The organism is Bdellovibrio sp. ZAP7 (genome assembly GCF_006874645.1).
Lineage (GTDB): Bacteria > Bdellovibrionota > Bdellovibrionia > Bdellovibrionales > Bdellovibrionaceae > Bdellovibrio.
In genome coordinates, this window is record NZ_CP030082.1 from 673665 (window position 1) to 686767 (window position 13103).

General features: G+C 46.2%; 12 protein-coding genes. 6 read left to right on the forward strand and 6 right to left on the reverse strand.

What is annotated here, in order from left to right:
• Window positions 1-256: 256 nt before the first annotated feature.
• On the reverse strand, window positions 257-970 hold the full coding sequence (locus tag DOM22_RS19835) for a hypothetical protein (RefSeq protein ID WP_168196512.1): 714 nt from the start codon (window positions 968-970) through the stop codon (window positions 257-259).
• Window positions 971-1193: 223 nt separating this feature from the next.
• On the opposite strand from DOM22_RS19835, the gene DOM22_RS03350 reads away from it, so the two are divergent.
• From DOM22_RS03350 to DOM22_RS03360, 3 genes are all read left to right on the forward strand, one after another.
• On the forward strand, window positions 1194-1697 hold the full coding sequence (locus DOM22_RS03350; RefSeq protein WP_142702087.1) for a hypothetical protein: 504 nt from the start codon (window positions 1194-1196) through the stop codon (window positions 1695-1697).
• 7 nt (window positions 1698-1704) lie between these two features.
• Window positions 1705-2448 (forward strand): hypothetical protein, encoded by a 744-nt coding sequence (locus tag DOM22_RS03355; RefSeq protein ID WP_142699027.1) that lies wholly within the window; start codon window positions 1705-1707, stop codon window positions 2446-2448.
• A 224-nt stretch (window positions 2449-2672) separates the two neighbouring features.
• Window positions 2673-3881 carry a hypothetical protein gene (locus DOM22_RS03360; protein WP_142699028.1) on the forward strand — a complete coding sequence of 403 codons (1209 nt, stop codon included), beginning with the start codon at window positions 2673-2675 and terminating at the stop codon, window positions 3879-3881.
• Window positions 3882-4020: 139 nt separating this feature from the next.
• On the opposite strand, the gene DOM22_RS03365 is transcribed toward DOM22_RS03360, so the two are convergent.
• Window positions 4021-5805, reverse strand: a complete 1785-nt coding sequence (locus DOM22_RS03365) for a long-chain fatty acid--CoA ligase (RefSeq protein ID WP_142699029.1) — start codon at window positions 5803-5805, stop codon at window positions 4021-4023.
• Window positions 5806-5846: 41 nt separating this feature from the next.
• Window positions 5847-7748 carry a serine/threonine-protein kinase gene (locus DOM22_RS03370; protein WP_142699030.1) on the reverse strand — a complete coding sequence of 634 codons (1902 nt, stop codon included), beginning with the start codon at window positions 7746-7748 and terminating at the stop codon, window positions 5847-5849.
• Between the two features lie 65 nt (window positions 7749-7813).
• Between DOM22_RS03370 and coaE the strand changes: the two genes are divergently transcribed.
• Window positions 7814-8407, forward strand: coding sequence for a dephospho-CoA kinase (coaE, locus tag DOM22_RS03375; protein WP_142699031.1), 594 nt, complete (start codon window positions 7814-7816; stop codon window positions 8405-8407).
• Between the two features lie 56 nt (window positions 8408-8463).
• Here coaE and DOM22_RS03380 read toward each other — a convergent pair whose 3' ends face one another.
• Together DOM22_RS03380 and DOM22_RS03385 are read right to left on the reverse strand one after the other, a co-directional pair.
• A complete protein-coding gene (locus tag DOM22_RS03380) occupies window positions 8464-9123 on the reverse strand; it encodes a hypothetical protein (protein ID WP_142699032.1) in 660 nt (219 codons plus the stop codon).
• Window positions 9124-9208: 85 nt separating this feature from the next.
• Window positions 9209-9769, reverse strand: coding sequence for a hypothetical protein (locus tag DOM22_RS03385; protein ID WP_142699033.1), 561 nt, complete (start codon window positions 9767-9769; stop codon window positions 9209-9211).
• Window positions 9770-9825: 56 nt separating this feature from the next.
• Between DOM22_RS03385 and DOM22_RS03390 the strand changes: the two genes are divergently transcribed.
• Complete coding sequence (locus tag DOM22_RS03390; protein WP_142699034.1) at window positions 9826-11022, forward strand: conjugal transfer protein TraF; 1197 nt, start codon at window positions 9826-9828, stop codon at window positions 11020-11022.
• 29 nt (window positions 11023-11051) lie between these two features.
• Here the strand turns inward: DOM22_RS03390 and DOM22_RS03395 are convergent, their stop codons facing one another.
• Entirely contained in the window at window positions 11052-11816 is a 765-nt protein-coding gene (locus DOM22_RS03395) for a hypothetical protein (RefSeq protein WP_142699035.1), read from the reverse strand.
• A 188-nt stretch (window positions 11817-12004) separates the two neighbouring features.
• Here DOM22_RS03395 and DOM22_RS03400 point away from each other — a divergent pair, with 188 nt between their 5' ends.
• On the forward strand, window positions 12005-13099 hold the full coding sequence (locus DOM22_RS03400; protein ID WP_246845834.1) for a hypothetical protein: 1095 nt from the start codon (window positions 12005-12007) through the stop codon (window positions 13097-13099).
• Window positions 13100-13103 lie beyond the last annotated feature (4 nt).

Genomic DNA, 13103 nt, shown 5'->3' on the forward strand with positions numbered 1-13103 from the left:
ACTCTTCTGACACCGCACAAGTGAAACGGTTATCCCTTGAGAATAGCGCAAAATAAAGCAAAAAAGCCCGTGTTAAGGGCTGTGTATTTTAATTAAAATTTGGTGCTTTTGGATGATACTTAAGGACGCAAATGCCGCACCCCAATAAGAAAGGGCTCTTAGAGGTAGTTCCGCTAAGAGCCCATGAATGTTGCGGCATATAAACCGGTTAGAACCGGTGAGGAGCGCCGCACTCCTCTTATTTACTTATTCAAGATTAGTAACCGTAACCGCCGCCTACGCCGAAACCGATGCCGATACCAACTCCGAAACCTACACCAACACCGCCGCCACCGTAAGGGTAGCCACCGTATGGGTATCCGGAGTAACCGTAACCTGTGTTGTATCCGTATCCGTAACCATAACCAGGGTTGTAACCGTTAGCGTAACCGTTCACACAGATACCTAAGTTAGATGTACCGATAGATTGGCAAGTCGCACCTGTACCGCAAGAGTTCACTTGGTCGATCAAGCAGCTAGTTGCTACTCGGCCGGTGCAGTTCGCGCCATTCCCGTTACGAACTCCTGAAACTTGTTGGAAGTTGTAACCAGATTGAGGAGCGCCATAATTTGATGTGTTGTAGGTGAATGAATAAATCACATTCCAGTTAAAGCCCGTTTGAACACGGTAACAACCCATCCCCATCACAGAGTTATATGCCGGAGCAAAACCCAGTGGGCATCCGCAAACACCATATGATTGAAAGTATGTTTGATAGTTGTAGTTCGTACCACCGTAAGGGAACGCATAAGGCTGCCAACCATTATAAGATCCATAAACACCGTTATTACACAAAGTGCTGGAAGTGATACAGCGAGCATCGCCTTGAACAGGGGTCGTCGCAACGGCACCACCGCCGCCTCCACCGCCGCCAGAATCGCCGCAGGCTACTACCAATAAAGTCATCAATGTAACGAAGAGCCTTTTCATAGGAACTCCTTAAAAATTAAAAGCATCAACATCGCCTTGTATTTCAAGAGGTGTGCCCTTGGTGTCTCATCTTGAAACCCTCTTAAATTCGATCTGACTGGCAGAAATTGCAGGGGAGATGCCCCTTTTGGGCACCTTGCGCCGCAAAAGAGTAGGCAGGGGAGGTTTTGAATGGCAGCATTAAAGAGTCATTAATATCGAAAGGAGTCGATAAGTGAAATACATGGGATGTTTACTGTCTCTTCTGTTAGCCCTTCCTGCGGGCGCTGCAATTCCAGCAAAAAAATCAAATCCAACCGGCCCAAAAATTCTTTCGGGAAAAGGTGAGCTTTATGGTGGCTTGTCAGGGACGGCATTTACTTTATTGGACGTAAGAAGAACGGCTGATAAAGGCAAAAAAGTAGAACGTCTGGTATTCGACGTGGGTGATGCAAACGGTGGCAAAATGAAGGGCTGGCCTGGATACTTCCATGCTGAACTTAAAGAGAAACCGCAACGCCTGGTTTTATCGTTCTCGCAAATGCCGGTGTCTTTGGTGAACACGATCGCTCTGAATCACCGTATGAAAGATTCCTACGCAATCAAAGCGACGGCGATGAGCTTGGATCCGGTCGACAGTTCATTGAACCTGACGATGGATTTGAAACAAAACACGAAAGTGCGCGTTTACCAAGTGGCTGGTAAAAAATCGACTTCGAAAGTCGTAGTTGATTTGCTGGCGGAGTAATTTCGTCATGAAGCTGGTTTCGTTTTTCGCAATTCTGTTTTTCTTTTCAGCTGCTGAAGCCCGTGTCTTTGATATTAACAGAGACACGGTGGCGCCCTATTTCAGTTTAACAGGCGGTCCTTCAGCGGTAGGAAAATCAGGATATGAAAATGAAGCCACGGGCGTGAATGTTTCTGGAGATTCCAAATACACTTATGGTGGGGAGTTTGGATTTCTGGTTTCTACTAAGCCGATGAATCTCGCTTTCGGGATTGAATTTTTGAAGCCAGGTGTGGTGGATAATATTTCTGGTACGAACAGTGGCGGTACTCAGCTTTACTCCGCGACCAGCGAGGTTCTGGGGTACGCTCCGAAAGTAACGTTGGAATTTAATCTTCACGGCGACAATGTGTCCCGCTCGTTTGTTGCTGTGGGTTTGGGGTATGCCACAGTCTCTTTAAAAAATTCCTATACAATGACCGCGGCTGGAACTTCTGCCTATCCAGGAGTGGATACAACTATTGAGTCCAAAGGAAACGCAACCGAACTTTCTGCGGGCCTGGGATATGAAGGCATTTTATCCGATACCGTGACCTACGCGTTTCAATTCGGTTATCGTCAGTTAAAAGTCGATAATCTAAAATACTCTAAAGACTACAACACCTTTAATGGCACGGTTTCCAGCGGCGGGTCCGTGCACAATGGCGCATCGAATCGTGTGCTAGATCTGTCGGGGGGCTTCCTGTCACTCGGCTTTCGCTTCTATATGTAAGACGGTTGAAAAGCGCCCATCGCTGCGTTGGAAACAACTGTCCTCTCTTCGGCGTACTAAAAGTACGCCTGCGTTGCGGGCAGTCGCTTCCGCCTTGCTCCTGGGCACTTTTGAACCGTCTTAAGTTTTTTGTTTAGATTGCAAAGGTATAAGGTCATTCATCTTTGGCATCGCCAAAACCCCATGCTATAGCAAATCTCCTTTTTAGAAATGGAGCCACAGCTATGTTTAAGAAATGGATGTTCTCTTTATTGTCTTTGGGTCTTGTTTTCACAGCGCAATCTGCTTCCGCTTATTTGGTCGCGACAGAGCCTGCTCGTTTAAATCCTAACGTAGCTACCGATGTTTTCATCGCGGGTTTTGGTGGAGATCAGGGCAATCAATTTACTCACTCAGCCGTATTGGGAGCAAAAATTTCTCGTGATCGTTTTCCGCAAAGACAGCGCGTGATTATCGCAGCAGTCAACGATGGCGCCGGGTACGAAGGCGGCTTGCTTGAAAAAGGTGGCTTAAATCTTCGTCGCGCCGACAAAGACAGTCTGACAGGGGAACGTCTGGTAGCAACTTTGAATAGCTTGGGTGTTCGTGCAAGCTCGATGCAATTCTATGGTCATGCGAACACTTACAATGGCTTCCGTTTGCAAACGAAATACAAACGCCTGGATCACGATGATGAATCCTTCGCAGCTTTGGGGCGCTTTATCAGAACGGACGGCTTTGCCGTGATTCACTCTTGCAACTCGGCTTGGTTCTTGGCGCCGACAGCGGCTCGTCTGTGGAATCGTCCGGTGTTTGGTTCTTTCGCGGGATCTAACTTTCAAAATTTGAAAAGTGATGGGCACTGGTACTACAACGATCCAGGGTTTTATCCAAACAACATGTCATGGAAGGACAGTACGTCTCAGTTGACTAAAAACACGATCAGCTGTGCTGATGGTCGCTGCGTGCGTTTGAAGCCAGTGAATATTCCGTATCACGATTCATTCGGTAACTTCAGCCGTGGTTTGGGTTTCTATAAAGTGTTTGCACCAGATTCTTCGATGATTTCAAGAGCATTAGTGCACTTGACGATGTTGTATCCTACCAGCACAGCGGCAACGCCAACATCTTCTCGGGATGAGTTTGTTAAGGCCTTGGCTGATTGGATGTGTCCTTCAGATCGTTCCTTAGCGAAGTACAATGCATGTAAAGCAGCGATCGCAAATGAAGATTTTCGTTCTAAACCTTACTTGAGCTTCTTTGAGGGCACTTCTATCTCTTGCGGCAATACGAGTTGCAATACCAAAGTTAAATGCAAAGCCTTCAAAGTCGTATTCTCTGTTCCTTGCAAAACTTATGATGTAGCCGAGGGGCGCTCAACAGTATTCAGTGACACTTTGAAGCAAGCCTTCGCGGGTTGGGATCAACTGCAAAGCGGAGAAATTAAATTTTAATCTTGGCGACGAACTGAAGCGGTGACGCATGCAGCAACCGCTCCGGCAGTGTAAATTACGTTGCTGAAATCAACTGAAGCATTCAGTTGCCGAAGCGGAGATGAAAATAGAAAAACCCGGAGCGATCCGGGTTTTTTTATTAAGCATACATTTTTTCGATTTCGGCTGTGAACTTTTGATCCAGCTTTTTGCGTTTCAGTTTCAACGAAGGAGTTAGCTCTCCATTTTCCACTGACAGCTCGTTATGCATGATAATGTGCTTTTTAATGCTCTCATAGCTTGCAAGCTGCGCGTTTGTTTCTGCGACTGCATTGCGAATCAATTCTTCAACGAATGGGCTTGTTACCAAATCATTCCAGTCATTAAATTTGATGCCTTTTTCCTGGGCCAGCATTTTTACCGCTGCTTGATCTGGGAAGATCAAAGCCACGATATACTTTTTCTGATCGCCGTGGATTAACGCATGAGAAATATAAGGGGAGAGTACCAACAACGTTTCCAAACGTTGAGGAGCCACGTATTTACCACCCGCGGTTTTGATAAGATCTTTTTTGCGATCTGTGATGCGCAAATCACCACTCTTGGTGATTTCACCGATATCGCCCGTATGGAACCATCCATCCGTGAAGGCTTCTTTAGTCGCTTCCGGATTTTGATAGTATTCTTTCATCACTTTCGCAGATTTCACCAGGATTTCGCCATCGGCCGCGACTTTCAATTCAACATCGCCGATAGGGCGGCCGACGCTGCCAAAACGATAGTTAAATGGAGTGTTCACGGTGATAGCCGCTGTGGTTTCCGTCAGGCCATAGCCTTCCAAAATCAAAATACCGGCCGAGTGAAAGAACATCGCGATTTCTTTTGAAATCGGAGCGCCACCGCTGATCGCAAAACGCAGGCGACCACCAAAAGCTTCAGTGATTTTACCCAGAACCAATTTTTTCGCCAGTTCGTACTTAGCCAGCAAGCTAAGTGGCAGGATCTCACCAGAAAGTTTATATTCGCCAACTTCACGACCCACTTCTACGGCCCAATTGAAAAGTTTTAATTTCAAAGGCTGAGTTTGGATTTGTGCCAGGATGGCGCTATGGATTTTTTCAAAAATACGAGGCACAGAAACCAGAATCGTCGGGCGAATATCGGCAAGGTTGTTACGAACTTTCTCCAGGGATTCTGCATAAGCCATCGTGAAACCAATATACAAGTGGCCCCAGTGTTCAATACGGCCCAGGATGTGGGCGTAAGGCAGGAACGTCAAAGACGTGTCACCAGGAACGGCGCCTGCGAACGGGAAGGCTTCACTCACTTCATTGAATGCTTGAAGGTGAGTCAGAACCACACCTTTAGGCAAGCCAGTTGTGCCTGAAGTATAAAGAATCGTCGCCATTTCATCGGGTTTCAAAGTCGAGCAAAGATCTTTATAGCAAGTTGGATGTTTCGCTAAGTAATCCTGACCGAATTTCATCAATTGGGTCCAAGAGATGTTTTGGCTCTCTGTAGAGCTGCTATCCATCAACAGGATTTTTTCAACATGCGGGCATTTCGCACGGATGGATTCAAACGTTTTCAAAGGGCCACGGCTTTCGCAAATAAGGAAGCGGGCTTTTGAGTTATTCAAAATATACTCAACGTCTTCAGCGATGTTGTTTTGATAGATAGGAACAGTGATCGCCTTGATACCAAAGATTGCGTAATCACTGACAGACCACTCATAACGAGTGTTGGCCATGATTGCCACACGGTCCCCAGCCTTAATACCTAAAGAGAGAAGGGCTGCGCCCAGTGTTTCGATGTCTTGGTAATATTCTTTCCAGGATTTTTCGATCCACTTGTTGCCGGATTTAAATTTCACAGCCGCTTGTTGTGGATCGCGTGACGTCATTGTCAAAATCGATTGACCCAAGGTCAGAGAATTCGTCTTCATGATGAAATGCTCCTCAGTTGCTTATCTCTGGTTTGAGAACTTTATTTCAGGTAAAGCTCAACCGTCTGCTTTTGATTATTCGGAATGGTTACAGTTTTTTCAGCAGAAAGACCTGTGACTTTGTTATAAGCCTGGATCTTAACGCCGACTTCCGCTTGAATTGTGTAGCCTTCGCTTGAAGGGCGAATCGCTACTGGAACTCCCGCAATTCTTAATTCTGAGTTAGCTCCACCATTCACGATATTGATGAACACGGATGCCACTCTTGGAAGAACTTGTAAAGTACCAGTAAATGAATACGCCTCGTAAGTCGGAGTTACCGTCGTTACTAGATCTGTATATCCCTCTTTCACTAAGCGCAGACTGAAAGGAGTATTGCCTTTTTTGCGCATGCTGTGCGGAGTGAATTCACCCGTGTCTTCGCCATCGATCACGATGCGCGCCTTTGGAGGATTGCTGTAGATCGACACAGTATAGTCTGGAATCGTCGATGCCGGTTCACTGACATGCACACCATTAGTCGTTGGCGGCAGAACCGGAGGAGTTGGAGGAGTTTGAATAGGGCGCATACCTGATTGCTCAGACACTGGATTTTTAGCCGAGAAATTCTGCAAACCAAAATAACCAATGACCAAAAGAGCAATACCAATCGCACCACGCAATGCCCACGCAGTTACGTTCGTGGATTTGCGATATGGAATGTTGGAATTCGTACCGGCACGACCTGCAGCAGTGGCGGAGTTCGGACCGCGAGTCAAAGTGCTGGTGCGAGTTTGCGTATGGCCACTGTGAGTGTTTGGCTTTGGCGGAGTTTTAAGTTCGCTCAAAGAGACACGGATGTCAGTGGACGTATCGATATCCAGATTGCCGTCCTCGTCCTTCGCAAGCGTTGGGGGAGTCGGGACATTCTGAGGTGGGATACGTGTATCCGTTTGCGTAACCACTGTTTTGTCTTCAGTAGGTTGCGCTTGGATTTTAGCAAATTCAACTTGCTTACGACGTTGTTCAAGGAACGCAGCCGAAAAAGCATTTTTCATGAAAACAGAGAAGTCCTGAGGAGAAAACTCTGGATACTGTGTATTCAAAAATCTGTTCAAATCACGGTGCAAAGATGCAGCTGTTTGATAACGAAGGCTGCGGTCTTTAGCCAAAGCTTTATTAACAATTCTTTCCAATTCTGGAGGAACGGAAGGATTGATTTTGCGGATGCTTGGGATTTGACACTCGCGGATTTTACGCAAGATTGCTGCTTCACTGTTAGAAGTGAACAAGCGGTCGTTCGCCAAAAGCTCCCACAATACGATACCCATCGAGAAAATATCTGTGCGCGGGTCGATGTTTTGACCGTCCGCTTGCTCAGGGCTCATATAGCCGTATTTTCCTTTAAGAGTACCTGCTTTAGTTGCTTCAAGCTGCGTTTCAGCTTTAGCGATACCGAAGTCGATGATTTTAACTTCGCCTTCAAAGCTGACCATGATGTTTTGTGGACTCATATCGCGGTGAACGATATTTAAAGGGCGACCTGTTGTTCCGTCAATGCAACGGTGAGCATGGTCAAGACCTGCAGCCACTTCCTTCATCATGTAGACTATCTGTTCGATCGTAAAAGATGTCGTAGTTTTTTTAAGTTCATTTAGAATTTGGCGAAGGTTGCGACCTTCAACGAATTCCATTACGAGGAAGAATTGGTTTCTCTCGACACCGAAGTCATAAATTGAGACAACGTTACCATGATTCAGGTTGACGGCGATTTTCGCCTCTTCCTTAAACATCTCAATGAATTCTTGGTGATCAGAGTACTGGGGGAGGATGCGTTTGATAGCTACAAACTTATTTACGCCTACAGCGCCAGTAGACTTAGAAAGATACACCTCGGCCATACCGCCTGCGGCAACTCTCTCTAACAGAATGTATTTACCGAATTGTTCTACAGCTTGAGACATGAAATCATGTTCCCCTTTGCATGGAGTATCGGTAAAATAAATAGTCAGCTAAAGGAGTTTTGGCTATGAAATGGATAGGACTGACCGGAGGTATAGGTTGTGGCAAGAGCACAGTCAGTCGCATGCTCCGTGATCGCGGTTATAACGTAATAGACGCCGACGAAGTTGCGCGCGAAGTGGTTCGCGGTGGCACTTCTGGACTTAAGGCTATAGTCCAGGAATTCGGTGATGTGCTGTTGCCGGACGGGGACCTAGACCGCAGAAAGCTGGGGCAAATGGTTTTCGGAAACCCGGATCGTCTGCAAACTTTGGAAGCCATCACTCATCCCTTGATCAGAAAAGAAATCGCCCGTCGTCGTCAGACATTAGAAGACATGAACACGCCGATTGCGATTTACGACATTCCTCTTTTATTTGAAACTCATGCTCAGAAGAACTTCGATAAAATCGTGGTGGTGTCTTGCACTCGAAGTCAGCAGAAGGAACGTTTGCTGCGCCGAAATCAGCTGACGGAATCAGAAATCGAAATGCGTATAGCTTCACAAATTCCAATTGCGAGCAAAGAGTCAGAGGCCGATTTCGTTTTGCAGAACAATCGAGACGAGCAGCACTTGTTGAAAGAAGTCGAGCGTTTGGACCAGTGGTTGAAATCGCTTTAAAATTGGATTTGAATAGCTTGGAATAAAAAAGGGAGATCTAAGTCTCCCTTTTTTATTTATTTTAGAATCACGTTGATGTCTGTCGTTGATCCCAATTTAGTTTTATAAGTAGTCCCTGGGCAGCCGCCGCGGCCTGATTTGCTGCCCCAAGCAAGTTGGTCTTCGCTTGTGGCACGTTGAACTTTCCAAGTGCGGTCTTCAAGTTGTTTGATTTTGTAAGTCACAACCTTGATCAGCTCTACGTTGTTTTTGCGAACAATTGGAACACAGCGATTTGGATTTCTTGGGTCCGGGAAGTTACCGCCATTGCCGGGAGCTCCTGGCTCTGGAGGAAAGCCGCCACCGAATTGGTATTCAGTCATTGTGCCTTTAATAATACGAGATGATTTTTCTGTGACTTGGAAAGTGCCATCAGCAAGAACTTGGCCTTTCACTTTGCCTTTTTCATCAACCAGTTGATTGCCTTTAATGATGTAAGTGCCAAAGAAATCATTCGTCGCCAAGCAATCGATCACCGCGAAGTCCATCGTCAAAGATGTCGCTGAACGTTTTAGATTCATCGCCATTTTGCAGTTTTCGTATTTACGAACAGTTTTTTTACCATTGAATTGATCGTAAGAAGCCGTCAGTGTGCCCAAGCCGCGAAGCTCGCCCAAACCTGAAGCCATAGCAGAAAAGCCGACGATCATGGAGAGTGCAAAAACGATGTGTTTCATTTCAAATCCTTTGCTGTAAACGCAGGCCAAGGATTATCAACGGACAGGCCAGGAGGCAATAAAGTCCTGCCTATGAAGCAAGCAGTCAGAAGTTAAAATTATATCCTAGTAACGCATAAAGGTCGGGGCCGACGACAGCGATACCCGCACCAAACTCAAAAAAGAACGGATCGCCGAAACCAACTCCTCCACGGAGGCGGAAACGCTTGATTTCAACGAGGTTGGCAAGCTCTGCATCGGGATCCAAATAAGTCCCCAATGCCACGCGAGCATAGGGGTTAAAGCGATCATTTTCGATATGCCAGCGACGGGCAGCAAAGACGCCGATGATATTATCTTTTTCTAATGAGAGATGCAGATCCCAAACCGCGCGTTCGTGTTCGATATTTGCGAAACGCAAACCAAAATTGGGTCCCTGTGGCCATTCATCACTCTCTAAAAAGTTACCCCCAGCAAATCCCGCCAGAATTCCCAGCTTCCAAGTTGGAGCAGGTGTACGCAAAGGGGCTGCCTTACTTGAAAGGTAAGCATCATCTTCACCAGAAAGTGGCGCAGAGTCTAACGTGGTTGTAGCCGTAGGGGCTGCATGGCTCACATTACACAACAAGACTAAGGTCAAAAAAAGGATAGGGATATAAACCTTCATAAGCAAAAGTATAATTTACGTCTACAATCTTTGTAAAAGTAAATTGGAGACAAAATATGTTTAAAAGAGGATCTGTTCTCCTCTCGGCCACACTCTGCACATTTCTTTTAATGAACTCTGCACGAGCGGATGAAAGTATCAGCACAACGATTCACCATCAATACCAGTCGCCGCGTGCGTTGGGGATGGGCGATGCCTTTGTCGCGGTGGCTGATGACTACACTGCCATTTTCTATAATCCAGCAGGTCTGGCTCGTCTTGAAAATGGACAAGTGAACTTATCAATGAGCTTCGCGGGAACTCCGGGCGCCAAAGACTTTTATGATGAATACAAGGCGATCGAAGATAATGCTGCTTTGAGTGATTCGGCTAAACAACAAGCTTACATCGATTTGATTACAGCCCATTTCGGAGACGTGTATTCAATTCGTACAACACCAATGGAAGGTGTTTGGGTTCGACCTAAATGGGGTGTTGCGCTGATTCCAATGGATCTTACGGTTGAATTGCAAATGCATCGTAGTGTACCTGCTGCCATTGATACCAAAGTGTATGCAGATACAACATTAGCCCTTTCTTATGGTGATGATTTTAACTGGTTTTCCAATGGTCGTTTTTCAATGGGTATTACGGCTAAATTCATCAATCGTGGATTTTTAAGTAAAAAACTTCAGGCGATTGATCTGGCAAATAGTGATCAAATCGTTCGAAAAGAAGACTTGGCAGAAGGTTATACGATTGATGGTGATATCGGCATGTTGTGGACTCCGGAAATTCCAGGGACTGGGTTCTGGAGCTGGATGCAGCTGGTTCGTCCAACATTTGGAGCTGTCGTAAGAAACGTTGCAGAGACTGGATTCAACAATTCTTTGAAATTGGTAAACAAGGACCAAACAACTGAAAACCTGCATCCTGAAAAAAACTACCGCGTTTATGATTTGGGGACTCGTTGGGAGTATCCGCGCGCTTGGATCTTCGGTGGTCGCGGCGTTTTAGATATTCGCGATTTGGGTCATCCTGACTTTAACTGGCGTCGGGGAGTACATGCCGGCCTTGAATTCGACTGGTTCGTTTATAACTGGTGGAAGGGGCATTACCGCGTGGGCATGAGCCAGGGATACTGGACGGCGGGTCTGTCTGCAGAACTGGGCATCTTTAACTTGGATGTCGTGAGCTACGCAGACGATGTCGGATCAAGAAACACGGCTGTCGAAAGCCGTGTTTACGCGACAAGATTGAATCTTGATTTCTAAACTAAAAACTCCTCTTTCGAGGAGTTTTTTTATTGTTGCCATTGTGCCAGTAGCTGCGTTCCCAGATCTTTAATCTGTGCGGAAGTCAATCCCGCCAGATCCGCTGGTGTTAGGTTCGCACTTGCAAGTGCATCGTCAATCGGTCCGCACAGATCCTTATTTGCGCTTGCCGTGGCACACGATACCGCGTAAACCGCTTGTACTGATTCCACGACAGATGTCACAGTTTCGATAGCAGTATCATATGCTGCTTGGCCGGGAGAACCCGACTGCAATGCACTTTCCATATCAGCTAACAATTGATCCATTTGCGCTTGGTCGCACGTAATCGTACCACCAGTATTTGAGCAGGATGGAAAGTCATTTACTGCTGATGCGAGCGCCGTAGCACTTTTTGCCATCGCACCCAAGAGAGCCAAACCCGTTGAACCAGATTGCGCACATTGGTCCGCAGTCCAGTTTGCAAGAGAAGTGGAGCCATCAAAATTTAGGATGGAAAGCATCGTCGCTGCACCACCATTGTTCTGAATCGCAGTGATTGCCTCAGCCATGTTTTGGGATGAAGTAACACCAGATTTTAGGAAACCAGCTGAACAACGAATCGAATATGCATTTGTAGAAGTGAGTGAGCTGATACCTCCTAGACATGAATCGACGCTTGAGGCATCGGCTTTGTCGAGGCAGTATTGTGCTTCCATAATTTTATCTTTATCAGATTGAGCACCCTCACAACCTGTAAGTGTGGCAACAAGACCAAGACCAGCAACAAGCGCTGTAAACTTTGAATGAACCATCGCAAAAACTCCTCGGACGTAGACCTAATTATTTGCTTATGATTACTTATCGGACTTTCAGCGGGGCGCTTAACACTGGACCTTACTCCGTATTTAAGTGAGACGTCTCAATGTGAGGCTGAACCCGACCGATAAGAACTTTGACGAAAAATATTAATTTTTCGCGAGTTTAACGAGTGGATGGAACTATGAAACGGATTTTGTGGATCGCCCTCATTCAAATAGTCTTGATGATCGCCTTCGCCTTTGATGTGAACGCGGCGGAACGCCGTAGTTTCTATTCAGGAACTCGCTGCCAAGCGATGGGTGGTGCGTGCCTGGCAGTGGTGAATGACGAAACAGCATTGATTGTGAATCCGGCAGCCCTTGGTAAACTGCGTGATACTTATGGAACTATTTTCGATCCCGAGTTGGAACTGAATTCAAATGCGATGGCTATGTATTCTGATAGCGCTTATTCAAATCCCTTTAGTCTTTCTGACGTAAAAGATGCCTTGAATGCGAACCGCGATAAATATTATCACGCTAAAGGGCAGGTTTTTCCCTCTCTGGTGATGAGAAACTTCGGTATCGGTCTTTATAATAACTATCTTTTAGATGCGCAGATGAGTACGGATGGCAGCACCATCGATACCTATTATCGAAGCGACTTGGCCCTGGTGTTAGGTTTTAACTTCCGCTTTTTCGATGGTCGTGTGAAGTTGGGTTTCAATACAAAACTGATCGATCGTATCGAAGTTGATAACAGAACACTGAGCTCAGCAGGTTCGATGACTTATTCAGATATCGCAAATTCCGGAGTGGGTTTATCGACCGATGTGGGCCTGATGTTGTCCGCTCCATGGCAGTATCTTCCCACGGTAACAGCGGTTTTGCATGATGTGGGCGGTACTAGTTTCAATCAAACAGATTCATTCCGCCAGTCGACGTCGGCCACTTCCGAACGTCCCAAATTGGTAGAGCAGGATCTGGACATTGCAGCGGCGTTATTTCCGATACACACAAATTACTTACGTTCATCATGGACAGTTGAATACCGTGGCTTATTAACATCAGGTCAGGAAGACGATAAGTCCAAATTGATCCATGCCGGGTTCGAATTGAACTTCGGCGATGTGTTCTTTGCTCGTGCAGGTTATAATCAAAGGTATTGGACCGCAGGAATTGAAATCGCATCAGAACGTTGGCAATGGCAGTTCACCAGCTACGGCGAAGAAATCGGCACAGCAAGTTCACCTAAAGAAGACCGCAGATATAACTCGAAGTTCTCATTCAGGTTCTAAGGAA